Source organism: Klebsiella scottii (assembly GCF_036561945.1).
Classification (GTDB): domain Bacteria; phylum Pseudomonadota; class Gammaproteobacteria; order Enterobacterales; family Enterobacteriaceae; genus Klebsiella; species Klebsiella scottii.
In genome coordinates this window covers 520,229-546,040 of the sequence record NZ_JARXNI010000020.1, presented here as the reverse complement: position 1 = coordinate 546,040, position 25,812 = coordinate 520,229, and the positions used below count along the sequence as shown (strand labels likewise).

At 50.0% G+C, this 25,812-nt stretch carries 20 protein-coding genes; 9 read left to right on the top strand and 11 right to left on the bottom strand.

Annotation, left to right across the window (positions count from 1 at the left end; translation table 11 throughout):
* Positions 1-56 precede the first annotated feature (56 nt).
* From hisD to hisIE, 7 genes are read left to right on the top strand one after another with little or no spacing between them, the layout of a single operon-like run.
* Positions 57-1,361 carry a histidinol dehydrogenase gene (hisD, locus tag QFI97_RS10245; protein WP_095100930.1) on the top strand — a complete coding sequence of 435 codons (1,305 nt, stop codon included), beginning with the start codon at positions 57-59 and terminating at the stop codon, positions 1,359-1,361.
* Entirely contained in the window at positions 1,358-2,419 is a 1,062-nt protein-coding gene (hisC, locus tag QFI97_RS10240) for a histidinol-phosphate transaminase (RefSeq protein WP_095100929.1), read from the top strand. Before hisD ends, hisC begins: the two co-directional genes overlap by 4 nt.
* Positions 2,416-3,483 carry a bifunctional histidinol-phosphatase/imidazoleglycerol-phosphate dehydratase HisB gene (gene hisB / locus QFI97_RS10235; protein WP_346431075.1) on the top strand — a complete coding sequence of 356 codons (1,068 nt, stop codon included), beginning with the start codon at positions 2,416-2,418 and terminating at the stop codon, positions 3,481-3,483. Before hisC ends, hisB begins: the two co-directional genes overlap by 4 nt.
* Positions 3,483-4,073 (top strand): imidazole glycerol phosphate synthase subunit HisH, encoded by a 591-nt coding sequence (gene hisH / locus QFI97_RS10230; RefSeq protein WP_045859512.1) that lies wholly within the window; start codon positions 3,483-3,485, stop codon positions 4,071-4,073. The genes hisB and hisH overlap by 1 nt, the downstream gene beginning before the upstream one ends.
* The gene (hisA, locus tag QFI97_RS10225) at positions 4,073-4,810 is read left to right on the top strand and encodes a 1-(5-phosphoribosyl)-5-[(5-phosphoribosylamino)methylideneamino]imidazole-4-carboxamide isomerase (protein WP_346431074.1); all 738 of its coding nucleotides are present in this window, start codon (positions 4,073-4,075) and stop codon (positions 4,808-4,810) included. Before hisH ends, hisA begins: the two co-directional genes overlap by 1 nt.
* Positions 4,792-5,568, top strand: a complete 777-nt coding sequence (gene hisF, locus QFI97_RS10220) for an imidazole glycerol phosphate synthase subunit HisF (RefSeq protein ID WP_095100925.1) — start codon at positions 4,792-4,794, stop codon at positions 5,566-5,568. The genes hisA and hisF overlap by 19 nt, the downstream gene beginning before the upstream one ends.
* Positions 5,562-6,161, top strand: coding sequence for a bifunctional phosphoribosyl-AMP cyclohydrolase/phosphoribosyl-ATP diphosphatase HisIE (hisIE, locus tag QFI97_RS10215; protein ID WP_346431073.1), 600 nt, complete (start codon positions 5,562-5,564; stop codon positions 6,159-6,161). Before hisF ends, hisIE begins: the two co-directional genes overlap by 7 nt.
* Positions 6,162-7,031: 870 nt before the next feature.
* Here the strand turns inward: hisIE and QFI97_RS10210 are convergent.
* The 9 genes from QFI97_RS10210 to rfbB all read right to left on the bottom strand — a co-directional run bounded on the left by QFI97_RS10210 (position 7,032) and on the right by rfbB (position 19,832).
* Positions 7,032-8,822, bottom strand: a complete 1,791-nt coding sequence (locus QFI97_RS10210; RefSeq protein ID WP_346431072.1) for an HAD family hydrolase — start codon at positions 8,820-8,822, stop codon at positions 7,032-7,034.
* Between the two features lie 33 nt (positions 8,823-8,855).
* Complete coding sequence (locus tag QFI97_RS10205; protein ID WP_346431071.1) at positions 8,856-13,100, bottom strand: glycosyltransferase; 4,245 nt, start codon at positions 13,098-13,100, stop codon at positions 8,856-8,858.
* A gap of 82 nt (positions 13,101-13,182) precedes the next feature.
* A complete protein-coding gene (locus QFI97_RS10200) occupies positions 13,183-14,577 on the bottom strand; it encodes an ABC transporter ATP-binding protein (protein ID WP_326010363.1) in 1,395 nt (464 codons plus the stop codon).
* Complete coding sequence (locus QFI97_RS10195) at positions 14,567-15,400, bottom strand: ABC transporter permease (protein ID WP_290018156.1); 834 nt, start codon at positions 15,398-15,400, stop codon at positions 14,567-14,569. The genes QFI97_RS10200 and QFI97_RS10195 overlap by 11 nt, the downstream gene beginning before the upstream one ends.
* A gap of 55 nt (positions 15,401-15,455) precedes the next feature.
* A complete protein-coding gene (locus tag QFI97_RS10190; RefSeq protein ID WP_290018154.1) occupies positions 15,456-16,388 on the bottom strand; it encodes a glycosyltransferase family 2 protein in 933 nt (310 codons plus the stop codon).
* A gap of 3 nt (positions 16,389-16,391) precedes the next feature.
* On the bottom strand, positions 16,392-16,940 hold the full coding sequence (gene rfbC / locus QFI97_RS10185) for a dTDP-4-dehydrorhamnose 3,5-epimerase (protein WP_290018151.1): 549 nt from the start codon (positions 16,938-16,940) through the stop codon (positions 16,392-16,394).
* A gap of 18 nt (positions 16,941-16,958) precedes the next feature.
* Complete coding sequence (gene rfbD / locus QFI97_RS10180) at positions 16,959-17,849, bottom strand: dTDP-4-dehydrorhamnose reductase (protein ID WP_346431070.1); 891 nt, start codon at positions 17,847-17,849, stop codon at positions 16,959-16,961.
* Between the two features lie 31 nt (positions 17,850-17,880).
* Positions 17,881-18,750, bottom strand: a complete 870-nt coding sequence (gene rfbA, locus QFI97_RS10175; protein WP_346431069.1) for a glucose-1-phosphate thymidylyltransferase RfbA — start codon at positions 18,748-18,750, stop codon at positions 17,881-17,883.
* Positions 18,751-18,767: 17 nt separating this feature from the next.
* Entirely contained in the window at positions 18,768-19,832 is a 1,065-nt protein-coding gene (gene rfbB / locus QFI97_RS10170) for a dTDP-glucose 4,6-dehydratase (RefSeq protein WP_095100916.1), read from the bottom strand.
* Positions 19,833-20,963: 1,131 nt separating this feature from the next.
* Here rfbB and QFI97_RS10165 point away from each other — a divergent pair.
* Positions 20,964-21,968: an NAD-dependent epimerase gene (locus QFI97_RS10165; RefSeq protein WP_346431068.1), complete on the top strand. Its 1,005-nt coding sequence runs from the start codon at positions 20,964-20,966 to the stop codon at positions 21,966-21,968.
* Positions 21,969-22,366: 398 nt separating this feature from the next.
* The gene (locus QFI97_RS10160; RefSeq protein ID WP_346431067.1) at positions 22,367-22,489 is read left to right on the top strand and encodes a small membrane protein; all 123 of its coding nucleotides are present in this window, start codon (positions 22,367-22,369) and stop codon (positions 22,487-22,489) included.
* Positions 22,490-22,886: 397 nt separating this feature from the next.
* Here QFI97_RS10160 and ugd read toward each other — a convergent pair whose 3' ends face one another.
* Positions 22,887-24,053, bottom strand: a complete 1,167-nt coding sequence (gene ugd / locus QFI97_RS10155) for a UDP-glucose 6-dehydrogenase (protein ID WP_346431066.1) — start codon at positions 24,051-24,053, stop codon at positions 22,887-22,889.
* 245 nt (positions 24,054-24,298) lie between these two features.
* A complete protein-coding gene (gene gnd / locus QFI97_RS10150) occupies positions 24,299-25,705 on the bottom strand; it encodes an NADP-dependent phosphogluconate dehydrogenase (protein WP_346431065.1) in 1,407 nt (468 codons plus the stop codon).
* Positions 25,706-25,812: the final 107 nt, after the last annotated feature.

The following is a 25,812-nucleotide window of genomic DNA, read 5'->3' as shown; positions in this document are numbered from 1 at the left end:
CCAGCCAGCACGGGCCCCACCGGGCCTGTCTCAAAGAGTAAACAGGGGAAACTATCATGAGCTTCAACACAATCATCGACTGGAATAGCTGTAGCGCCGAACAACAGCAACAATTATTAATGCGCCCGGCGATTTCCGCTTCCGACAGCATCACGCGTACCGTTGCTGAGATCCTTGATAACGTCAAACAAAACGGCGACGCGGCGCTGCGCGAGTACAGCGCAAAGTTTGATAAGACCGACGTCAAGGCGCTGAAGGTCAGCGACGAGGAGATTGCCGCCGCCGGCGAGCGCCTGAGCGACGAGCTCAAGCAGGCTATGGCGGTTGCGGTACGCAATATCGAAACCTTCCACAACGCCCAGCAGCTTCCGGGCGTGGACGTTGAAACGCTGCCGGGCGTGCGCTGCCAGCAGGTCACCCGACCCATTGCCTCCGTCGGCCTCTATATTCCCGGCGGCTCCGCCCCGCTGTTCTCTACCGTATTAATGCTGGCGACGCCGGCGCGCATCGCCGGCTGTCAGCAGGTGGTTCTGTGCTCGCCGCCGCCCATCGCCGATGAAATTCTCTATGCCGCCCAGCTGTGCGGCGTGCGTAACGTCTTTAACGTCGGCGGCGCTCAGGCGATTGCGGCGCTGGCCTTTGGCAGCGAATCGATTGCCAAAGTGGACAAAATCTTTGGCCCGGGTAACGCCTTCGTGACCGAGGCTAAACGTCAGGTCAGCCAGCGTCTCGACGGCGCGGCGATCGATATGCCCGCCGGCCCGTCCGAAGTATTGGTGATTGCCGACAGCGGCGCGACGCCGGACTTCGTGGCGTCAGACCTGCTGTCACAGGCCGAGCACGGCCCGGATTCGCAGGTTATTCTGCTGACCCCGGATGCCGAAATGGGCCGCCGCGTAGCGCAGGCCGTTGAGCGCCAGCTGGCGGAGCTGCCGCGGGCGGAAACCGCTCGCGAGGCGCTCTCAGCCAGCCGCATCATCGTGGCGCGCGACCTCGCGCAGTGCGTGGAGATCTCCAACCAGTACGGCCCGGAGCACCTGATTATTCAAACCCGCAGGGCGCGCGAGCTGGTCGATAGCATCACCAGCGCCGGGTCGGTGTTCCTCGGCGACTGGTCGCCCGAGTCGGCGGGCGATTACGCCTCCGGCACCAACCACGTGCTGCCGACCTACGGCTATACCGCCACCTGTTCCAGCCTCGGCCTGGCGGATTTCCAAAAGCGCATGACGGTGCAGGAGCTGTCGCGCGAAGGCTTTTCCGCCCTGGCGTCAACGATTGAAATTCTCGCCGCCGCCGAGCGCCTGACCGCCCACAAAAATGCCGTTACGCTGCGCGTTGCAGCGCTTAAGGAGCAAGCATGAGCATCGAAGATTTAGCCCGCGCTAACGTCCGTGACCTGACGCCATACCAGTCTGCTCGCCGCCTGGGCGGTAAAGGCGACGTCTGGCTCAACGCCAACGAATTCCCGACCGCCGTTGAATTCCAGCTAACTCAGCAAACGCTGAACCGCTACCCGGAAGGCCAGCCGAAAGCGGTGATTGCGAACTACGCGCAGTATGCCGGGGTTAAGCCCGAGCAGGTTCTGGTGAGCCGCGGCGCCGATGAAGGCATTGAGCTGGTGATCCGCGCCTTCTGCGAGCCGGGAGAGGACGCGGTGCTCTACTGCCCGCCAACCTACGGCATGTACGGCGTCAGTACCGAAACCTTCGGCGTGGATCGCCGGACGGTGCCGAGCCTGAGCGACTGGCAGCTCGATCTCCCCGGCATCGCCGCCAATCTCGACGGCGTAAAGGTGGTCTTTGTCTGCAGCCCCAACAACCCGACCGGCCAGGTGATTAACCCCGACGATATGCGCGCGCTGCTGGAGATGACCCGCGGCAAGGCGATTGTCATCGCCGACGAAGCCTATATCGAGTTCTGCCCGCAGGCGACGCTGGCCGGCTGGTTGAGCGACTACCCGCACCTGGTGGTGCTGCGCACGCTGTCGAAGGCCTTTGCCCTCGCCGGACTGCGCTGCGGCTTTACGCTGGCTAACGCCGAGGTGATTAGCCTGCTGATGAAGGTCATCGCCCCCTACCCGCTCTCCACGCCGGTCGCCGATATCGCCGCCCAGGCTCTCAACGCCGAGGGTATTGCCGCCATGCGCGCCCGCGTCGCGCAGATCGTAGACGAGCGTGAGTACCTGATTGGCCAGCTACGCGGCATCGCCTGCATTGAGCAGGTTTTCGATTCCGAGACCAACTACATCCTCGCGCGCATTAAAGCCTCCAGCGCGGTATTTAAATCTTTGTGGGATCAGGGCATTATCTTACGAGACCAGAATAAACAACCCTCATTAAGCGGCTGTTTGCGTATCACTATCGGTACCCGTGCAGAGAGCCAGCGCGTGATTGACGCTTTGACTGCGGAGAATGTATGACCCAGAAGTTTCTCTTTATTGACCGTGACGGTACGCTGATTTCCGAGCCACCGGTTGATTTTCAGGTAGACCGCTTTGAAAAGCTGGCCTTTGAGCCACGGGTGATCCCTGCGCTGCTGAAGCTGCAGCAGGAAGGCTATCGGCTGGTGATGATCACCAATCAGGATGGTCTGGGCACCGACAGCCTGCCGCAGGATGAGTTTGATGGCCCGCACAACCTGATGATGCAGGTATTTGCTTCCCAGGGCGTGAACTTTGAAGAGGTGCTGATTTGTCCGCACCTGCCGACGGAAGGCTGCGACTGCCGCAAGCCGAAAACTCAGCTGGTGCTGCCGTGGCTGGAAGAGGGCGTGCTGGATAGAGCCAACAGCTACGTCATCGGCGATCGCGCCACCGACATCGAGCTGGCGGAAAATATGGGCATTATCGGCCTGCGCTACGACCGCGAGACCCTCGACTGGCCGACCATCTGCGAGCAGCTTACCCGCCGCGACCGCTATGCCCACGTTGAGCGCATCACCAAAGAGACCCAGGTCGATGTAAAAGTCTGGCTGGATCGCGAAGGCGGCAGCAAAATCCACACCGGCGTCGGCTTCTTCGATCATATGCTCGATCAGATCGCCACCCACGGCGGCTTCCGCCTGGAGATTAACGTCGGCGGCGACCTCTATATTGACGATCACCACACGGTGGAAGATACCGGCCTGGCGCTGGGCGAAGCGCTGAAGCTGGCGCTGGGCGATAAGCGCGGCATCAGCCGCTTTGGCTTTGTGCTGCCGATGGACGAGTGTCTGGCCCGCTGCGCGCTGGATATTTCCGGGCGTCCGCACCTCGAATATAAGGCCGATTTTGCCTATCAGCGCGTCGGCGACCTGAGCACCGAGATGGTGGAGCACTTCTTCCGCTCGCTCTCCTACACTATGGCGGTGACTCTGCACCTGAAAACCAAGGGCAAGAACGACCACCATCGCGTCGAGAGCCTGTTTAAAGCCTTTGGCCGCACGCTGCGTCAGGCGATCCGCGTGCAGGGCGACACGCTGCCATCTTCGAAAGGGGTGCTGTAATGAACGTGGTGATCCTCGATACCGGATGCGCCAACCTCAATTCGGTGAAATCGGCGATTCTCCGCCACGGCTATCAGCCGGCGGTGAGCCGCGATCCGGACGTGGTGCTGCGCGCCGACAAGCTTTTTTTACCCGGCGTGGGCACCGCCCAGGCGGCAATGGACCAGCTGCGCGACCGCGAGCTGATTGAGCTGGTTAAGGCCTGCACCCAGCCGGTGCTGGGGATCTGCCTCGGCATGCAGCTGCTTGGCCGGCGCAGCGAAGAGAGCAACGGCGTCGATCTGCTGGGCATTATTGCCGAAGACGTGCCGAAGATGACCGACCACGGGCTGCCGCTGCCGCATATGGGCTGGAACCGCGTGTACCCGAAAGCGGGGAATCGCCTGTTCAGCGGTATCGAGGACGGGGCTTATTTCTATTTCGTCCACAGCTACGCGATGCCGGTCAATCCGCACACCATTGCGCAGTGCAACTACGGCGAGCCGTTCACCGCTGCGGTACAGCAAGATAACTTTTTTGGCGTACAGTTTCACCCGGAGCGCTCGGGCAGCGCCGGCGCCCAGCTGCTGAAAAACTTCCTGGAGATGTGATGATAATTCCGGCTTTAGATTTAATTGACGGTACGGTTGTCCGTCTCCACCAGGGCGATTACGGCCAGCAGCGCGACTACGGCAACGATCCGCTGCCGCGCCTGCAGTCCTACGCCGCCCAGGGCGCGGAAGTGCTGCATCTGGTCGATCTCACCGGCGCGAAAGATCCCGCAAAGCGTCAGATTTCGCTGCTCAAAACCCTGGTTGCCGGCGTTGACGTTCCGGTGCAGGTCGGCGGCGGCGTGCGTACGGAAGAGGATGTCGCGACCCTGCTGGATGCCGGCGTCGCGCGCGTGGTGGTAGGCTCTACGGCGGTGAAATCGCCGGAGACGGTGAAGGGCTGGTTCAAACGTTTCGGCCCGCAGCATCTGGTGCTGGCGCTCGACGTGCGCATCGATGCCGAAGGTAATAAGCAGGTGGCGGTCAGCGGCTGGCAGGAAAACTCCGGGGTAACCCTTGAGGAGCTGGTGGAAAGCTATCTGCCGGTTGGCCTGCAGCACGTGCTGTGCACCGACATCTCCCGCGACGGCACCTTAGCCGGTTCCAACGTCTCTTTATATGAAGAGGTGTGCGCTCGCTATCCGCAGGTCGCGTTCCAGTCCTCCGGCGGCATCGGCGATCTCAACGATATCGCCGCGCTACGCGGAACCGGGGTACGCGGGGTCATTGTCGGCCGCGCGCTGCTGGAAGATAAATTCAACGTAACGGAGGCCATTCAATGCTGGCAAAACGGATAATCCCCTGCCTCGACGTTCGCGACGGCCAGGTAGTGAAAGGCGTGCAGTTCCGTAATCATGAAATCATCGGCGACATCGTCCCGCTGGCGAAGCGCTACGCCGATGAAGGCGCGGATGAGCTGGTATTCTACGATATCACCGCCTCCAGCGACGGCCGGGTGGTCGATAAAAGCTGGGTTTCCCGGGTGGCGGAAGTTATCGATATTCCGTTCTGCGTCGCCGGTGGGATTAAATCGCTGGAAGACGCGGCGCAGATCCTCTCTTTTGGCGCAGACAAGATTTCGATTAACTCCCCTGCCCTCGCCGATCCGACGCTGATTACCCGCCTCGCCGATCGTTTCGGCGTGCAGTGCATCGTGGTGGGCATCGATACCTGGTTCGACGCCGATACCGGCAAGTATCATGTTAATCAGTACACCGGCGACGAAGCCCGCACCCGGGTGACCCAGTGGGAAACTATCGACTGGGTAGAGGAAGTGCAGAAGCGCGGGGCGGGAGAGATCGTGCTGAATATGATGAATCAGGACGGCGTGCGTAACGGCTACGATCTTGAGCAGCTGAGCAAAGTCCGCGCCGTGTGCCACGTGCCGCTGATCGCCTCCGGCGGCGCCGGCACCATGGAACACTTCCTTGAAGCCTTCCGCGACGCCAACGTCGACGGCGCATTGGCCGCATCGGTGTTCCACAAACAGATTATTAATATTGGCGAACTGAAAGCGTACCTGGCAGCACAGGGCGTGGAGATTAGGGTATGTTAACTGAACAGCTGGACTGGCAAAAAACCGACGGCATGATGCCGGTCATCGTACAGCACGCTATTTCCGGCGAAGTACTGATGCTTGGCTACATGAATCAGGAAGCGCTGGCGAAGACCGAAGAGAGCGGGAAAGTGACCTTCTGGTCGCGCACCAAACAGCGTCTGTGGACCAAGGGCGAAACCTCCGGCAATTTCCTCAACGTGGTGAGCATTACCCCGGATTGCGACAACGATACCCTGCTGGTGCTGGTTAATCCGATTGGCCCAACCTGCCACAAGGGCACGTCCAGCTGCTTCGGCGAAGCGGGACACCAGTGGCTGTTTCTGTATCAGCTGGAGCAGCTGCTGGCCGAGCGGAAGCACGCCGACCCGGAGAGCTCCTATACCGCGAAGCTGTACGCCAGCGGCACCAAGCGCATTGCGCAGAAGGTCGGGGAAGAAGGCGTGGAAACGGCGCTGGCCGCGACGGTGCACGACCAGTTTGAGCTGAAGAACGAAGCGTCGGATCTGATGTATCACCTGCTGGTGCTGCTGCAGGATCAGGGGCTGGACTTGACGGCGGTGATAGAGAATTTGCGCAGTCGGCATAAGTGATTTTCCGCCGTCGGGCGATAATAAAACGAGCATCAATAGATTGCGTCCAGGCGCAATCTAAATACGATTAGCCCTGATTTTGTTTTTTGCCTTTGCAGCAAAATCAGGACTTCACCTTTTATTGCATTGGCGGTCCCCTTCTTGTTATTAAAAGACCCGGATTTATCTACAGGCAATATATTAAACTTCGATTAAACACAGTTATTGAATATATCTCGAGAAAACCTAACCTGAACACATCCGAAGGGCGACACTCGCATATTAATTATAGTGTTATGAATGATGCATTATCCCGACACCGGCGAATTCACTTGTCTGCTTTTCGATTCAGCCACTTATACCTGACACCTAATTATGGACAGAAGATATCGATTCTGAGTTCAGAGGCCGTATACTATACAGACATGAACAAATCCTCCGAGCCAAGGTATACGTTACCTGGTATACGTTGCCTGATGAAAAATATAGCATAATGCACTTTATTTTATGTTGGTATAAATCTTGACTCTTGCGCAATCCAACACCTCTACACCATTATTTTGTCACCAGATAGTGAGTAGGGTCTATTGAAACAGAAGATGCGAGGGAAGTTACAGCGCCGGTATTATCATTATGCTGAGGAGTATTGTGGCGATCGCGATCGATCTTTGACCCACGGCTTATGCATCAGGGGAAAGTGTGCTGTACGTCTTTAACATATCTTTAGTGATTTATACATTACTAAATCTGAGGCGACTGCTCATTGAATAATGATAGCATGCCTAAGACATTATTGATTAATTAAATAAAAAAGGCCCCGCAGGGCCTTTTTTATTGCATATAAGGTAGGTTGGACATGTAGATTTGCAAATAATATTTTGTGCAATAAAATTATAAATAATCTGTCGCAACCAGCTGTTTGTTTTTTGAGCTCCCCCATGCATCAAAGTTTCTTAGGCAAGTAATCAGTGAATACTGGTCCCAATTATCCGTACGGGCTAGTTCAATCATCGGCATTGCCAGCATCTGTGGGCTCAGTGACAATCCAAGGCGTTCCTGAATCTGATAGTACAAGCGGGCGAAACGTTCACTGCCATAACAAAGCGCTTGTACAGAATCACAGAGATTCTCATCCACGCCGCGGCCCGCATCTTCGACTGCAACAACAGGATTTCCCGGCACCAACCCGATGATAGAGTGATGCGGCGCTGAAAAGAAAAACTCAACGGCAACCCTTGCGGCATAAATCTTCGACACAAGCTCTGGACTACTATTTGAGCTATCAAAAAGAGCCGACATATTCATGCTATTCTGACGATGCAAACGCTCTGGGGTATCGGCAAGACAGAAATAGTACCCATGAACGTCAACCTTCATAAATGAGCTTATTGCATTAATAAAAGCTTCCTGGGTTGTTCCACTCCAACCGACATCAACCACAGCAATTTTCTGACCGCTTTGAATACCAGACTGCCTCAGATACTGGAATAGCGCGCGACGATTGCGCTGGCAAACTTTTAATATCTCCCAACGCCAGGCGTACAGGAAAGCAACCAGCTTTTCATGTAACGCTGGAGTAATCGCTACCTGGGCACCTAAACCGAATTTATTCATAATATCAGGCGCCGGAACCTTAACCCCAATTCTTTCAAGCACTTCACAGGCACAAAGGCCATCACTGCCCGAAATCAGAAACGGTATATAAGCGCTAAAATTGGCGTCAGTCATTGCCGCCAAAGTGAATGTTGTACGCGAACCGTAGAAATAGCCGAACGGCGGTAAACGATCTTTCATATGCTGATTCGCAATATTGGTTAATACATAACCATCACGAGCGAAAAATAGAATATGATCAATACCATCATCACGAGATTTAGATTTTATCCATTCAAGAAAACCAAGGCTGGCGGGTCCTCCGGTTAAGAACCCTAGCTCTTCATAAGAACCGTATTCAATCTCACGGGCCTCCATACGTAGTAAACCCTCAGCAATAGAGGTGCTTACGCTAACATTTTTCTTTTTATCGCGAAAACGGCTCGCCACATAATGGTAACTCAGCAGACCTTTCTCCGCAGGGCGCTTCACGTCGCCTGTTTCACTATCGCCAATATGCAGAATCTTGCCCGGTGCGACACCGAGTTGAGTACTGACAATAGTGAAAAGCTCACCGCTATCACGCTTCGTTGCGTTGGCATCCGCTGACGAAAAAACAGTGATGTTTTCGATTTGCTGTTTTGCCAGCGCCTGTTCAAAGAACTGCCCGGTGAAATACATATCGGAAACAATTATCACCCTCTTTCCGCAGGCGATTAACTGTTGGAAAAGCGGAAACAGCTCATAATTAGGCTCAATCAGCTGCATTTCCAGATCATATTCCGCCTGCATCAACGTTTCTTTAGCGTATTGCTTATCCGGGAAACAGCTATATATGTTATCGAGAGTGATCTCTTTACGCCCTTCCTGAACCATCACTCTGAAAGCTTCCGCCTGCGCCTGTTGACGTTTAGCCCTGAAGTTCTCAATATTGAGTTTTTCCCCCAAAAGAGTGAATGCATCTTCCGGGTCAGAAAGAGGTCTTAGATATAAAGTATCAAAAAAATCGAATGAAACAACCTCGGCCATATCAATTTTTTTGGCCAGTTCTGGTTCACATACAAACTGTTCCATAGAAATTTCGTCCATCTTCTTACTCCAAATATAAAATCAAAAAATGACTCAGGCCGTCAGATCAAAGTTAATTCCATTCGGTGCCAAATTAACGTTGTAGAAAGGATCATATTGATAATAATTTGGATGCTTTTCGTATAAACGACGCAACTCGCTATAAAGACGCTCTTGTTTTACTGGGTCCACCTGATCCAAACCACGGCTAATCGATTCATAATGATGCAAGCTGACCGCCTGACATACAACGTTGTAGAAACCATGCTCTACCGATTTAAAACACAAATCGACATCGTTGTAGGCCACAGGGAATGACTCGTCAAAGCCACCGATTTTCTGATACTTCTCACGTTCGATCATCAGGCATGCACCTGTAACTGCCAGCCAGTTATACTCAAGCAAATTACGCATAAAGTAGCCTGGGCTGTTGCTATCATGACGCAAGAATGCGTGCACCGGACCACACTGCAGGTTTAATACCCCGGCATGTTGAATTTGCTGAGTTCCTGGATAGAGTAATTTTGCACCAACGGCACCGATATGCGGCAGCTGGGCGTAGCCCGCCATACGTTCCAGCCAGTCCTCCATCAGCACTTCGGTATCATCGTTCAGGAAAAGCAGGAGCTCCCCTTGTGCTGCCGCTACGCCCACATTATTAAGTTCAGAAAAGTTGAACGGAATATCATGGTGGATAACCTTTACACGTTTATCAGCAACGACTCTGGCAAAGTATCCCAGTGTCGATTCTGCTACTGACCCATTATCAACAATAATGACTTCATAATTCGCGTATTGCGTTTTTTCAAGGATCGAATCAATACAGCGGCTTAAGACATCAACATTATCTCGCGTCGGAATGATGATAGAAATTAGCGGCGTACCGGTTACATGATAATTGACGCGGAAATACCCCGGCATCTGAGCCACCGGCTCAACTGTACCCTGCAGCCCACGACGTTTTAATGCATCGATACGCACCTGACGCGAAGCTTCAAGTACATAAGGTTTCGCTGCAATATCAGAAGCAACGGAAGCCGGAATAATACGCCAGTGGTACAGGACTTTATCAATATGGCTAATGCGCGTGGTGTGTTCAGCAACACGTAATACAAAATCCCAATCCTGACAGCCATCGAATTCAGAGCGCAGCAGGCCCGTTTTATCAAGCAGACTACGACGCACGCAGGAAGCATGGCACGTAAACATCGTACTCATCATCGTATCCGGAGACCAGTCAGGTTTATAATGGGGCTGCGTATAGTTACCTTGCTCGGTTAGCTTATCTTCATCACTGTAAATAAAATCAGGCTGCTGCTGCTCGATGCACAATGCCATTTCATACAAGCAGTCAACGGTTAACTCATCGTCATGATCGGCAAAAATAATAAAATCACCTTTCGCCGCACCAATCCCGAGGTTAGTTGCCCCGGAAATTCTGAGATTGGATTTAGCATGGATCACCCTGATCTGCGGATGCGAGATTTTACTCAATGCCAGCTGTAGCTCCGGATCTGGACTGCAATCATCTGCCAGAATCAATTCCCAGTGCGGATACCATTGCGAAGTGATAGATTCCAGCAAGCCGTCAAGCAAATCCAGTGGCGTGTTATAAACAGGAATAACTATTGAAAAGAAAGGTTTGCTTTCAATGCTGGCAATCTTTTCCGCCAAATCTACCGGTCGTGCGGGAGTAACATAGCAATAGCCGGAATGAGATGATTTGAGGCTATATCCCTCTTCCCTGTCGAAGCAAATGGAAGCGACCGGAGAAGAAGAGTGAGTAGCATTCATCGTCTCCTGTAAAATACTGAGGCTGCGCTGCTGTCTCAGGCGAGCAATAACCCCGGAAACACCCTCTTTACGAATATAAAATATCCCTTTCTGAGCAACAGACTTAAGGCCATGCTTTTGAATAAGACTGGTAGCCAGCTTATTCGCTTTTTTAATTTTTAGATTTAAGCTACCTAAGGACCTTAAAGGCTGAGACACTTTCCAGCTTGTCGACTGACGGTACTCTGTAATCGTATTATTAAGTACCTGAATATGACCAGCATAGTTGGCCAGTTGAATATTCTGCGATTCTAGTTTTGATTTTAACTCAAGCATTTCGGCCTGCAGCTGCTGCTGTGATACTTCCAGCTGCTGTTGTGATGCCTCCAGCTGCTGATGAGTCCAGGCCAACTCGCGGAAGCGATCTGACTGTAGCGTATTTTCTGCCATTGCTTTTGCCACAGTGCTCGCGCTCACCAGTTCCATATCAGCATCGACCGTTAAAGCACCGTCAGTGAAGGCTACTGGCACAATAATTTGCGGATCGTTAGAGCTCGAATAATACAACACACCATTATTCAGCGCCCCGACCCGCGACAGATTGATATAATCGCCAGAAGTATCATCTGAAGACCACAGAACTTTGCCTTGCTGATTTTTAACCGTCAGGTTATTTAGCAAGATCCAACCGCTAGTTTCTGATGGATCTAAACGCAGATAGACGGGTCCATTAGGTTTCCCTGCAACGCTGAACGTATGACGCAGCGGGCGATCCATTTGCGTTTTAAATGACAGGCTGTGCTGTTGTGTAAAGCTTGCCTCACCTGCTTTAAAGTACAGGCGCACTTCAGAATGATTTGCCGACTCTCCACCTGCAAGGAGTTCATCAGGGCGCCAGTTACCCAGGAATGACCGATCTAAACCGGTAACCTGCTGCTGGAAAGCAACCTCTTTAGCATTAAAACGCTCGAGATCGGCTTCATCAACCATAAATCCGCTTTCACGCATGACGTAAAGAATGAACGCTTTACGAGTCAGTTCCGGCTGCTGAGCAGGCTGCATTATGCGTGAACTTTGCTGCATCAGTAGGATAAGAGCCCTAAATAGCAGATGACCGGTTTCAATAGGTTGCGGAGCGCACCATTCGCAATCAAATAAATTTGCGTGGCCTTCAGCATCAAGAATTATATTTTGAGGCACTGCATCGATGAATTTCCCAGGGATAGTCTGATTAATCGGTCCTGCAACACCATCCTCGGTCAGGAATGATTGCAGATACCCCAGATATTCTGTGACCAAATTCACCGCTGCATCAACGGTCCAACCACTGGACGTAAAGAGCGTGACAAACTTAAGACTTAATGGCGTACCACAGTAATAAGCAGGATTTTTAATCAGCTCACAGCTGTAGCCTTCGTGTTCACTCTCAACGATATTGGCAAATTTTTCATAGCAAATGCTGACAGCGCCATTATCTAAAGAAAAAATCGTCTCCTTAGCATAGGCGCGTTTTCTTTGAGTACTGTAGTGATAAGCCAGAATATTCGCATCGAGTCCAGGTACGTCAGATTCCGTCGCAGCAATCAGAAATGAGTTTGCCAGATCCATTCCCAGACCGTTTTTGAAAATAACCGGCCAGGCATCCGTCAACGAGAAATTCAGCTCATGGGGTAACTGCGGGTCCGCAGAAACCGTCTGCCATGCAAACGCCCCGGCGTCAAACTCCCGTACCTTGCAACCACGTTCAGTGACGATCGATGACGGCATTTTGTAGTCAGGATACGGCGCAAGAAACTCTACGGTTTGATAGCCACTGCTGTTAAGTAAGCGCTCAATTGTAACCTTGCCGAAGGTTTCTGGTTCACCTAATTTGTAGCGGCCTTCAATACCGTACATGACTTTATCAAGGTGATCTTCCGGCGTGCCGGCAAAATACTTCAGGCCTAGCTGGTTCTCAATCGCGATGAAAAGATAGCCATCGGGTTTCAGGAACCCCCTAATTTTTTCCAGCATTGCAGCAGCCGCATGTTCAGCTGAGCTAAACATACTGGCATATTCGAGCACACCGATAAGGGTAATCGCATCGAATTTCTCTTCAGTCTGGAAGTCATCAAATCGTTCGGCCAGAACGGTAATATTGTCCAGATCCCGCGTGCGGCTTGAGGCAATGGACGCCCTACGCTGGCTTCCTTCAAGCGCCAGGATCTGACCACCATTTTCTCCGAGAAAACGGGTAATCGCACCGCAGCCGGCACCGATTTCCAGCACCCTGCCTTTTAGCTTATCCTGGAACGGACGTAAGATATTGCCGCGTTGTGAGCTCAGGTGATAAAGCGTTTGCCAGTCGACACACTGATTACGTAACTCAGAAGAGAAGATTGATAAATCATGCGCAGAGGCGATTATTTTTGCTAATCGTTGTTCTTCGTAGTCGCCATCGCTGTAAGAGATATCCTGATAATCAATCTTAGACCAGATGCCATATTGTTCGAGAAACTTATACCCACTTTCTTCGAGATGAAACATATATTCAACCTATGCAATATTTAACGCAGATATACTCACCTGACATATCTGGTTGTACTTTCCAAATTATTTATCAACCGAACTACATCGGCGTACAATTCATTTTCACGCCAAGATCAACTAATCCAATGAAGTCAGGCGTCGGTTCTACCGCCAAATGAATTGAATCATAACGACGGTCATGAGGTATAATATTGCCTACACCATCGCTGCTGGCAATACCGACAGAAATAAAATAGTCCCCTTGGCTGAGGACTCCAGGAATTTCAACTGAGACAATATACTCATCGTTTGATTTGGTTTCATCAGCGAAATTCACATCCTTATATTCAGTATTGGTATTATAAATAGTAATACCTTCTTTGGTTTTTATCGCAAAGCCAAAGATTGGCCGAACCACCAGCTGCGTGAATTTAATTCTGAACTTAAAACGTAACAGTTGCCCGTGCTTACAGATCGTCGGGTATTCTTCACTACCTTGTACTAAATGGTAGTCAACTATCTCGGCGCCACGATCGCCCCAGCGATACTCGGCATTGTTATAGTTCGCGCGCTGTATAAAGCCGTCCTCGCCGTATTGCCATGCCGACTCTTTTACTGTCTGACTTTGTTCTTCCACTTCCATTTCGCGATCGAGGCGTTCTTGCTCGCCTTTTGCCGCCTGTTCGATTGAGGCAGAAACCGATGCACGCTCGGCGCTCTCTTTCGGGGATTTACCAAACAGTAGATCGAGATAATGGTTGACGACAATTCGAGGGGAGTCTTCGAGAACTAATTCACCATCATTAAGTAAGATCGCACGATCACAGTGGGTAACGATTTGTTCTGTCGCATGTGAGACAAACAAAATCGATGTGCCGTTCGCTTTTAGCTGCTTCAGACGAGCAAAGCACTTGGCCTGAAATTTTGCATCGCCCACGGCCAATGCTTCATCAACAATTAATATCTCAGGGTTAATTTGTGCCTGTACGGCGAATGCCAGTCTTACCAGCATTCCGCTTGAGTATGAGCGGACCGGAGAATCAATAAAGTGGCCGATATCTGCAAATGCGAGGATATCATCCAGACGATTATCCACTTCAGATTTAGTCAAACCAAGTAATGAAGCATTCAGATATACGTTTTCACGGCCGCTAAAATCATTATTAAAACCAGCGCCTAGCTCAAGTAATGCAGCAATTCGTCCGTTAACACGAACCTCTCCAGAAGTTGGAGTTAAAGTGCCGGCCAGAATTTGCAGTAGCGTCGATTTACCTGAGCCATTTTTACCGACCACACCAATAGTCTGACCACGTGGTAATTTAAACGAGATGTCCTGCAGCGCCCAGAATTCGTCATGGTATACACGCGCGACGCGTCCAAGTCGTTGATCGATTTTGGGAACAATGAAGTCTTTTAAGCGGCGTAGTGGATTATCATAGACTTGATAGCATTTACTAATATTATCCACTTCAATTGCATAATCGTTAGATGACATCAGCAAAACCCTTACGCGTTTTCTGGAACCAGATATAGCTCAGTAACATGATAATAACTGATACCAGTGTATAAACTGCCAGGCCAACAAAATCAGGCACCCCACCCCAGATGATCACCGTTCGGGCCTGTTCAATAATAAATGTCAGCGGATTCAGCAATACAATATGCTGAAAAGCCTTGGGCAGCGCTGATAATGGGTAAAAAACCGGGGAGAGAAACATCACTACGGTCATAATAATCCCAATAGATTGCCCAATATCCCTGATGTAGACCCCCAGCGATGACAACAGCCAGGCGAGGCCTAAGGTCAGGATGACTAAGGGAAGGAAGACGAAAGGTGCGAAAATCACCGTCCAATGCAGGAAGCCATTAAAGGTAATAAATGCGATTAGCAAAACACAAAAACTGATAAAACTATGGAAAAGTACGGAGAGTAAGGTGACAACAGGTAAAATTTCGAGAGGAAAAACAACCTTCTTCACGTAATTTGCATGCTGAATAATGAGTCCCGGGGCGCGCATCAGCGTTTCGGCAAAAAAGCCATGGGTAATCATGCCTACAAAAAGAATAACCGCAAACTGCGTTTTGGGTTCATTTACTGCACCGGCCCCCCATTTAGCTTTAAATACCACTGAAAAAACAATGGTATAGACTGCAAGCATAAAGATTGGGTTAATAAATGACCAGAACAATCCCATAACCGAACCTTTATATCGCCCACTAATATCACGGCGGGTCATTTGATATATAAGATTCCTGTTGCGCCATATAGAAGTCAGCATCTCATAGATTGCTGATTTTTTTTGAGATGGATTACTCACTGGTATCCTCTTGAAAGTATAGAACCGTACTGAACAAATTAGTCAATAGCAGCTTTTAGAGCTTCTTTAAAAGAACGGCCATAAACAAAGCAATATTGCCAAGCGTGGTTTGCCGATAAGGTTTTAATTTACAAAACGTCCGGAACCTGTCAACCAAACAAGAGCTGCGTAGCTTAACAAAATCTTTTAACTTTTGTTTATTTTCTACCGTCAATTGCGCATCGAAACTTTGCAACAGATCGATGTTTTTTTGGTTCCAGATTTTGAACTTACCATCCATCAACTTCCTTATCCGCAAAACTCTTGCGGTCATCGATATATTCGAACCGATGATATTATCACCGTGCTGCCGATAATATATTGAGGGATTCGGATCATAGTACATGTGGCCATTGCAGCCCGAAACCAGGATATAGATCCACCAGTCATGGGAGATAATTTCCTCATAACAGGGTGTTTTGCTTACCAGCTCTTTAGCTGGATAATTCAGGATCATAGTGTTGCCACCGGCAATGCTTTGTACTAACGCGTTACAGAATGATGGCTTGTACTCAAATAATGGCGAATCACCAATCGGCTGGCCATCACCGTCAATGAGTTTGGTTCGCCCACAGTACACCGCTGGTTCATTTCTCTGGCTAAAACCAGCAAGATATTGAATCCCACGGGCGAGCTTATCGATGTACCAAATATCATCTTGATCGCAAAACGCAAAATAACGGCAATGAGTGCCGTTATTTTGCAAAGAAGAGATAAAATTCCAGGCGAATCCTTTACGCGGGCCGTGGGTAATAAACAGACGGTCCTCGCCAAGCTGACGCTGGTACTCCTCTAAAATAGCGATGGTTCCATCCGTGGAACCATCATCAGAAACGTAAATAACCCACTCTTGATAGGTTTGATTAATAATCGAATCAACCTGCTCTCTTAAGTACTTTTCACCATTATAGGTGCAGAGCAGGATCGCAATTTTGTCGTTTATATTCATGAATTAATTATATACTTCAGCATCGCTCAATAATAATCCATTCAGATCTTTTACAGAAAGCTGAATATCATCAATAGCAGGCCACTCAATACCAATTTCCGGGTCATTCCAGAGAATGCTGCGCTCTGACTGCGGCGCGTAGTAGTTGGTCGCCTTATATATAAACTGCACCGTCTCGCTCAGCGCCATAAATCCGTGCGCAAAACCTTCCGGGATCCACAGCTGACGCTTGTTTTCCGCACTCAGCACCACGCCAACCCACTGACCAAACGTCGGCGATGAGCGACGTACGTCCACGGCGACATCGAACACTTCACCCTCAATGCAGCGCACCAGCTTACCCTGCGCATGCGGCGCCAGCTGATAGTGCAGACCGCGCAGCACGCCTTTCTGCGACTGCGAGTGGTTGTCCTGTACAAACTCAACCTTGCGACCCACCGCCTCATCAAAGATTTTACTGCTGAAACTTTCAAAGAAAAACCCGCGGGCGTCGCCAAACACCTTCGGCTCACAAATTAATACATCCGGAATTGCGGTTTTAATAATATTCATTTTGTATGCTCACTTACTTTACTTACCTGAAACTTCAACAACCACGCGCTCAACGCCCTGCCGCCAGTCCGGGAGCGTCACGCCGAATACACGCTGGAATTTCTCATTCGACAGGCGGGAATTCAGCGGCCTTTTCGCCGGCGTCGGGTAGGCCGTCGTCGGGATCCCGTTCACCGTATTAATAGCCAGCTGCACGCCGTTCGCCCGCGCCACATCAAATACAAAGCGCGCATAGTCGTACCAACTGGTTTCACCGCTGGCCACCAGATGGTAGGTTCCGGCAACCGCTTTATTGCGTAACTCTTCACGGATGGCAATGGCGGTACAGTCGGCCAGAAGCTCGGCGCCGGTTGGCGCGCCGTGCTGGTCGTTAATGATCGACAGCGTCTCTTTTTCACCCGCCAGGCGCAGCATGGTTTTGGCAAAGTTCGCCCCACGCGTCGCGTAAACCCAGCTGGTGCGGAAAATCAGGTGGCGCGGATTACCCTGCTCCAGCGCGATTTCCCCGGCGCGTTTCGTTTCACCATAGACGTTCAGCGGTCCCGTGGCCTCATCTTCATGGCGATAATGACTGCCCAGACCATCAAACACGTAGTCGGTGGAGTAGTGCACCATCAGCGCCCCCAGCTTTGCCGACTCTTCCGCCAGCACTGCCACGCCCCGGTCGTTCAGCAGGTCGGACAGCTCACGTTCGCTTTCCGCTTTATCCACCGCCGTATGTGCCGCCGCGTTGACCACCACATCCGGTTTCACCTGACGGACGGTTTGCGCAATACCCGCAAGATTGGTCAAATCGCCACAGAGCTCTTTATCAAAATAATCCACGGCAACCATTTCACCCAGCGTCGACAGCGACCGCTGTAGCTCCCAGCCCACCTGGCCATTTTTACCAATCAGCAAAATTTTCATTATTGATACCCTGTATTTGGTCGGTACGCGACTAGCGTTCGCTGAGCAGACGTTGCAAATAAGCGCCGTATTCTGTTTTCTTCAACCGTTCAGCCTGCTTAGCCACCCCTTCCGCGCTTAGCCAGCGATTACGGAAGGCGATCTCTTCCAGACAGGCGACCTTCATCCCCTGACGCTTCTCGATGGTGTGAATGAACTGCGAGGCTTCAATCAGGCTGTCGTGCGTACCGGTATCCAGCCACGCAAAACCCCGGCCCAGCAGCTCGACCTGCAGATCGCCACGGTCCAGATACATCTGGTTCAGGGTGGTGATTTCCAGCTCACCACGTTCTGACGGTTTCACCGCTTTCGCCATCTCCACCACGTCATTGTCATAGAAGTACAAACCGGTCACCGCCCAGTCTGATTTCGGTTTCAGCGGCTTCTCTTCAATCGACAGCGCCCGGAAGTTTTCGTCAAACTCCACCACGCCAAAACGCTCCGGATCCAGAACCTGGTAACCAAAGACGGTGGCACCCGAAGTTTTGCTGGCCGCGGCATCCAGTTTTTTACCGAAGCTTTGCCCGAAGTAGATATTGTCGCCCAGCACCAGCGCACAGGCATCATTCCCGATGAACTCTTCACCAATGATAAAGGCCTGCGCCAGACCATCCGGCGACGGCTGAATGGCGTAGCTGAAATTGACGCCAAACTGCGAGCCATCTCCCAGCAGACGTTGGAAGGCCGGCATATCTTCCGGCGTGGTGATAATCAGGATGTCCCTGATACCGGCCAGCATCAGCACCGAGACCGGATAGTAAATCATCGGTTTGTCGTAAATCGGCAGCAGCTGTTTAGACACGCCTTGGGTAATCGGATACAAACGGGTGCCGGAGCCGCCGGCCAGAACAATACCTTTCATCCTGCAATCCACCTTAATTAGTTATTCAGACCAAGACGTTCACCGGCATAGGAGCCGTCCAGCACGCGCTGCCACCAGGTCTGATTATTCAGGTACCAGTGCACCGTTTTCTCAATCCCGCTTTCGAACGTTTCTTCCGGCACCCAGCCGAGGTCGCGCTGAATTTTAGCCGCATCAATGGCGTAACGCAGGTCATGCCCCGGACGGTCTTTAACAAAGGTGATCAGGTCGGCAAAGTGGCTGATGTTGCCCGGCTTCTGCTCCACCACTTTATCGAGAATGGCGCAGATGGTTCTCACCACGTCGATATTTTTACGTTCGTTATGACCGCCGATGTTGTAGGTTTCGCCGCTATGGCCTTCGGTGGCCACTTTATACAGCGCCCTCGCGTGGTCTTCGACGTACAGCCAGTCGCGGATCTGTTCGCCGTTGCCGTAAACCGGCAGCGGTTTGCCCGCCAGCGCGTTGAGAATGGTCAGCGGGATCAGTTTTTCCGGGAAGTGATACGGGCCATAGTTATTCGAGCAGTTAGTCACCACCACCGGCAGACCGTAGGTGCGGTTCCAGGCGCGGACTAAATGATCGCTGCCGGCTTTGGAGGCCGAGTACGGACTGCTTGGCGCATACGGCGTTTCTTCAGTGAACAGGTCATCGGTGCCATCGAGGTCACCGTAGACTTCATCAGTGGAGATGTGATGGAAGCGGAAGCCTTGTTTCTGCGCATCGTTCAGCGACTGATAGTAGTGACGTGCCGCTTCAAGCAGCGTGAAGGTGCCGATCAGGTTCGTCTGGATAAAGGCGGCCGGGCCGTCGATAGAGCGGTCAACATGGCTTTCAGCCGCCAGATGCATCACGATATCCGGCTGAAACTCACTGAACTGCCCGGCGATCCCCTGTGCGTCGGTGATATCCGTGCATGAAAACGAATAGCGTTCGTTTTGGACTACGGGTGCCAGAGACTCGAGATTACCTGCGTACGTCAGGCAGTCCACGACGCGAACGTTATCCTGGGTATTTTCAATAATATGACGAACAACGGCGGAACCGATAAAACCCGCGCCACCGGTAACAAGGATCTTCATACTTTATCTCGTTTTTCAAATAGTTATATGCTAATTAAGCATGTATCATAAATTTCAGGCACGCTACCGCCATTGGCTATCGCAACCAAAACGCGTAACGCTTCTGTACACTGTCATCATCATTTCGGGACTCTCGGACAGCAGGTAACAGCAAACAATTGCCATTTCCCAGGAACTGACCTTTCCGCTGAGTCTTACCGCCACAGGCAAACAGCCCCGAGAGACCCGCGATGAATAACCAAAAACAGAGATATACCTCGGTAGCCATATCTCTGTTTTCAGGCCGTAAGTCGCTCATCAGGCGGCAGATGCGCAGGCGCCACTTTCTCCCTTTTGCTACCGGCTATCCATCAGGACTTTCTCATTTAGCAAGAACCCGGGATCACCGACATCAAAGGTACGTTCGCTGAACGCTGGCTCAACGCGTCAGTAAAGCTGCTGTATGCGTCGCTAAAGCATCAAGGGTAGCTAAACTGGCGCAACGATCCACCCCATTCCTCATATTCTGCCCCCCGAGAAAGAATATCCATTTCAGGGTTTGTAACACAGGTCACCAAATGTACTGAGGAAGCATTACCCTGCAAAACAACAATGCTGTGATGCATAGATTATCCGCGCATTATAACGCTGGTAACTAAGAATAAAAATCAAAAAGCATGGCGAATTAATTCATGTAAAAAGCAAACAACAAGGATACATTATTTACATAATTTCAAAGAAAAACCATAACCAACTGATATGTAACTAAAAAAAATAAAAACCGTTCAGTTAACATAGAAATAACGAGCATTCAGCGGCGAAATACTCGGAAAACATATAATCAGTAACAATATAGTCCATAGGACACGCTCGATCTCGCATTGAGTACTTTATCGGCAGAACATCAATTATTGGTATAAGAAACTATAGGTATTATTATGATGCTAACTTACATTTAAATGATAATGATTTTTATTTGCAAAAAATAATATAGGGAATATAGCGCAGATGCGATCTGCCGCTTCTTAAGCACTCCCCTTCTCTGACTGCTTCATGAAGATCCGGAAACGGGAAAGCAGATGACCCCCAAGGCAACCCGGTGTAAAATCGGCGATTATATATAGCGGGAAACAACAAACCCGGAGGATGAACATGAAGTTTTTAGTCACTGGAGCCGCAGGATTTATCGGTTTCCATACCTGCAAGCGCCTTCTTGAGGCGGGTCATCAGGTTGTTGGTATCGACAACATGAATGATTACTACGACGTCAATCTTAAGCAGGCGCGTCTGGATTTACTGCAATCCTCCCTTTTTAGTTTTCACAAAGTCGACCTTGCCGATCGGGAAGGCATTGCACGACTGTTCGCAGAAGAGAAGTTTAACCGCGTGATCCACCTGGCCGCTCAGGCCGGCGTTCGATACTCGCTGGAGAACCCTCATGCCTATGCCGACTCTAACCTGATCGGCTATCTGAACATTCTGGAAGGTTGCCGACAGCATAAGGTCGAACACCTGCTATATGCATCGTCCAGTTCCGTCTACGGTTTGAATCGTAAAATGCCGTTCTCAACCGACGACTCGGTCGACCATCCTGTTTCACTGTATGCCGCCACCAAGAAAGCGAATGAACTGATGGCGCATACCTACTCCCACCTTTACGGGATACCGACTACCGGGCTGCGGTTCTTCACCGTATACGGCCCGTGGGGTCGCCCTGACATGGCGTTGTTCAAATTCACTAAAGCCATGCTGGAAGGTAAGAGTATTGATGTGTACAACTACGGCAAGATGAAACGTGATTTCACCTACGTTGACGATATTGTGGAAGCCATTGTGCGCGTCCAGGACGTTATCCCGCAGCCGAACCCGGAGTGGACCGTTGAGAATGGCTCGCCGGCAAATAGCTCCGCTCCGTACCGCGTATACAATATCGGCAACAGCTCTCCGGTTGAACTGATGGATTACATCACCGCCCTGGAAGAGGCGCTGGGAATGATCGCTGAGAAAAATATGATGCCTATCCAGCCGGGCGACGTACTTGAAACCAGCGCGGATACCAAACCGCTGTACGATCTTGTTGGCTTCAAACCGCAGACGACCGTCAATGAAGGCGTGAAGAATTTCGTCGACTGGTATAAAGAATACTACAAGGCATAATCGCACAATCATTTTCTGAACCGCAGCTGCGTGGCTGCGGTTCTCCCTTCCGGGTATCGTTCTCTCTCTTCCGCTTAGCAGCTATTCTCTGTGGCTAATTTTAGTGACTTTTTCACTTCCGAGCTCTTAGACTCTTGATGAAAGGGATCGAGATTTCCCCATTTATAACTGTCTGAAAATGCCTCTAACAAGCTAAAAGCGTAGTCTTTGCCAAAAATCAGAAGCTAACGCTAAGCTTTTTTATATGCGTAGTTTTTTATTCTTCATAAAAAAAACATAATTACCGTATAGGAATTTTCCTGGAAAGAAGCTATGTTATTACGATAAAGATGGTTTCCATCAGTCTTTTAATTTCAACCTAATCATTTATTACCGTTACTTTCGCCTTGGTAGATCTTATGGAAAACCTATTTTTCTTAGTTACTGCTGCCATACTGCTCGCTGTTTCTGTTTATTTTTTAATTTCTTATTTAAAGGATAGAAAAAGAACTAAGTTGTCGTTCAATAAACGCAAATGGTAATTGCAGGATTAGTATACTGACAGAAGAGGAAAAATTTAAGAAAGGTAACTGCACTATTCTATTTTCAGTACGGACTCTTTTTATAACAAATCGGAAATCCAGCCAAGAGTATATCAGTTTCCCTGGCCATAAAAATAACAAAAGCCTGCATTGCAGGCTTTGTTTTACCTTCCGGCGCTTATCTCCAGCATCTACATCACAGTGACGGTAGCTCTTCACAAGGTAGATACAACATATCCGACCTGTTCTGACGGTGCAATGGATGGAATGCTAGATTACGGGCTACATCACAATTTTATTGGTGGTAGGGACAGTACAGGGAGAGATAAGAAGGGTCTAAAAGGAGATGGTTAAAACAGACCGGCGGCTGGTACCGCCAGTCATGGTCAGCAAAACGCTAGTCGTTGCCAAATAAGTCGCGGGTATATACCTTATCAGCGACGTCAGCAAGTTCTTCCGCCATGCGGTTAGATACAATGACGTCAGCTTCCTGCTTGAAAGCTTCCAGATCGCGAACTACCCGGGAGTTAAAGAACTCATCTTCCTGCATGACCGGTTCGTAAATAATAACCGTAACACCTTTAGCTTTAATACGCTTCATAATGCCCTGAATAGAGGACGCACGGAAGTTGTCTGAACCACTCTTCATTATCAAACGATAAACGCCAACAACCTTCGGCTTACGGGCAAGAATAGAGTCTGCAATAAAGTCTTTGCGGGTACGGTTAGCATCAACGATAGCGCCAATGATGTTGTTCGGTACCGACTCGTAGTTTGCCAGCAATTGCTTGGTGTCTTTAGGCAAGCAGTAGCCGCCATAACCAAACGACGGATTGTTGTAGTGGTTCCCAATGCGCGGATCCAGACATACCCCTTCAATGATCTGCTTGCTGTTAAGACCCTGGCTCTCAGCATAGCTGTCGAGTTCATTGAAATAAGCAACGCGCAGCGCAAGATAGGTATTGGCAAACAGTTTAATCGCTTCGGCTTCAGTCGAATCAGTGAACAGAGTCGGAATATCTTGCTTAATCGCCCCTTCCTTCAGCAGATTGGCAAAACGCTCTGCACGTTCGGAACGCTCACCAATAACGATGCGGGAAGGATGCAAATTGTCATACAGCGCACGACCTTCGCGCAGGAACTCTGGAGAGAAAATAACGTTATCAATACCGAAACGTTCTTTGATATCACGGATAAAACCAACAGGAACTGTCGATTTCACAATCATTACCGCGCCAGGGTTAATCTCAGCAACATCGCGAATGACGGCTTCAACGGTAGAAGTATTGAAATAGTTCGTTTTTGGATCGTAATCAGTTGGGGTAGCGATAATGACGTAATCAGCATTACGATAAGCGTCCTGCTTGTCAGTTGTCGCACGAAAATTCAACGATTTTTCGGCCAGATATTCCTGGATCTCTTTATCGACAATCGGAGAAATCTTCTGGTTAAGCATATCGACTTTGGACTGAACGATATCAAGCGCCACCACTTCGTGGTTTTGCGCAATCAGGATGCCGTTCGATAAACCAACATAACCGGTACCGGAAATAGTAATTTTCATTCGATCACACTTTAATCAGTTAACTGGACAATGGCATATTAGCCACCCTGGTAATCAACACTTGTGGCGGTTTTACTCTCTGATTAGATGCATGTCAAGGACAGAACGGGCCTGGTAGAGAGTAAATAGCAAAGCTTTAAAGAGAGGGCAAACAATCGTAACAGGAGTTTTCGTATTGAAAGAAATTCACTGAAAAACCCCCGGTTATTAAATAACCGGGGTTAAATTATTTTAATAATTACTGATTATTCCATCCACTCAGTATGGAATACACCTTCTTTATCGGTACGCTTATAGGTATGAGCACCAAAATAATCGCGCTGAGCTTGAATCAGGTTAGCCGGCAGAACTGCAGAGCGATAACTGTCGTAGTATGCAATAGCAGCAGAGAAAGTTGGTACCGGGATACCATTCTGCACAGCATAAGCAACTACATCACGCAGAGCCTGCTGATATTCATCAGCAATCTGTTTGAAGTATGGAGCCAGCAACAGGTTAGCAATCTCTGCATTCTGCTCGTAAGCATCAGTGATCTTTTGCAGGAACTGGGCACGAATGATGCAACCGGCACGGAAGATTTTGGCAATCTCACCATAGTTGAGATCCCAGTTGTATTCATCAGATGCGGCTCGTAACTGAGAGAAGCCCTGCGCATAGGAAACAATTTTCCCCAAATAAAGAGCACGACGCACTTTCTCGATAAACTCGGATTTTTCACCAGCTGGTTGGGCTTGCGGTCCTGTCAACACTTTGGAAGCTGCAACACGTTGGTCTTTCAGAGAGGAAATATAACGAGCAAAAACAGACTCAGTGATCAGAGACAGTGGCTCACCAAGGTCAAGAGAACTTTGGCTGGTCCATTTACCGGTACCTTTGTTGGCAGCTTCGTCAAGAATCACATCAACAAGGTATATACCCTCGTCATCTTTCTTAGTGAATATATCCTTAGTGATATCAATTAGGTAGCTGCTCAGCTCACCTTCATTCCACTCGGTAAAGGTTGTAGCCAGTTCTTCATTTGATAGCGCAAGACCACCTTTCAGCAAAGCATAAGCTTCTGCAATGAGCTGCATGTCACCGTATTCAATACCGTTATGAACCATCTTCACATAGTGGCCAGCACCGTCAGCACCGATATAGGCAACACAAGGCTCATCGTCTTCTGCGCGAGCAGCGATCTGCTCAAGGATTGGAGCTACCAGATCATAAGCTTCTTTCTGACCACCAGGCATGATAGATGGGCCCTTCAGTGCCCCCTCTTCTCCACCCGACACTCCCGTACCAATAAAGTTAAAACCTTCAGCAGAGAGTTCACGGTTGCGGCGAATGGTGTCCTGGAAGAAAGTGTTGCCACCATCAATGATGATATCGCCTTTATCCAGATACGGTTTCAGGGAATCAATAGCGCTATCGGTGCCAGCGCCAGCTTGCACCATTAACAGGATACGGCGTGGAGTTTCGAGCGATTCAACAAACTCTTTGACGGTATAATGTGGGACCAGTTTCTTGCCAGGATTCTCGGCAATCACTTCCTCAGTTTTTTCACGGGAGCGGTTGAAAACAGAGACGGTATAACCACGGCTTTCGATGTTGAGCGCAAGGTTGCGCCCCATCACTGCCATACCGACAACCCCGATCTGTTGCTTGGACATTACATACTCCTGTCTGGTGTGGTCACTGCGACACGTTCGCAGCTTAAATGTGATGATTATGTTAGCTCAAAGCTGGTGAGGCGCATAGCGCAAAAAGCTAAGGGAGC

Bases quoted from the DNA above. Each gene is read 5' to 3' on its own strand.
- hisD (WP_095100930.1), top strand. From the start codon at position 57: ATGAGCTTCAACACAATCATCGACTGGAATAGCTGTAGCGCCGAACAA.
- hisC (WP_095100929.1), top strand. From the start codon at position 1,358: ATGAGCATCGAAGATTTAGCCCGCGCTAACGTCCGTGACCTGACGCCA.
- hisB (WP_346431075.1), top strand. From the start codon at position 2,416: ATGACCCAGAAGTTTCTCTTTATTGACCGTGACGGTACGCTGATTTCC.
- hisH (WP_045859512.1), top strand. From the start codon at position 3,483: ATGAACGTGGTGATCCTCGATACCGGATGCGCCAACCTCAATTCGGTG.
- hisA (WP_346431074.1), top strand. From the start codon at position 4,073: ATGATAATTCCGGCTTTAGATTTAATTGACGGTACGGTTGTCCGTCTC.
- hisF (WP_095100925.1), top strand. From the start codon at position 4,792: ATGCTGGCAAAACGGATAATCCCCTGCCTCGACGTTCGCGACGGCCAG.
- hisIE (WP_346431073.1), top strand. From the start codon at position 5,562: ATGTTAACTGAACAGCTGGACTGGCAAAAAACCGACGGCATGATGCCG.
- QFI97_RS10210 (WP_346431072.1), bottom strand. From the start codon at position 8,822: ATGGACGAAATTTCTATGGAACAGTTTGTATGTGAACCAGAACTGGCC.
- QFI97_RS10205 (WP_346431071.1), bottom strand. From the start codon at position 13,100: ATGTTTCATCTCGAAGAAAGTGGGTATAAGTTTCTCGAACAATATGGC.
- QFI97_RS10200 (WP_326010363.1), bottom strand. From the start codon at position 14,577: ATGTCATCTAACGATTATGCAATTGAAGTGGATAATATTAGTAAATGC.
- QFI97_RS10190 (WP_290018154.1), bottom strand. From the start codon at position 16,388: ATGAATATAAACGACAAAATTGCGATCCTGCTCTGCACCTATAATGGT.
- rfbC (WP_290018151.1), bottom strand. From the start codon at position 16,940: ATGAATATTATTAAAACCGCAATTCCGGATGTATTAATTTGTGAGCCG.
- rfbD (WP_346431070.1), bottom strand. From the start codon at position 17,849: ATGAAAATTTTGCTGATTGGTAAAAATGGCCAGGTGGGCTGGGAGCTA.
- rfbA (WP_346431069.1), bottom strand. From the start codon at position 18,750: ATGAAAGGTATTGTTCTGGCCGGCGGCTCCGGCACCCGTTTGTATCCG.
- rfbB (WP_095100916.1), bottom strand. From the start codon at position 19,832: ATGAAGATCCTTGTTACCGGTGGCGCGGGTTTTATCGGTTCCGCCGTT.
- QFI97_RS10165 (WP_346431068.1), top strand. From the start codon at position 20,964: ATGAAGTTTTTAGTCACTGGAGCCGCAGGATTTATCGGTTTCCATACC.
- QFI97_RS10160 (WP_346431067.1), top strand. From the start codon at position 22,367: ATGGAAAACCTATTTTTCTTAGTTACTGCTGCCATACTGCTCGCTGTT.
- ugd (WP_346431066.1), bottom strand. From the start codon at position 24,053: ATGAAAATTACTATTTCCGGTACCGGTTATGTTGGTTTATCGAACGGC.
- gnd (WP_346431065.1), bottom strand. From the start codon at position 25,705: ATGTCCAAGCAACAGATCGGGGTTGTCGGTATGGCAGTGATGGGGCGC.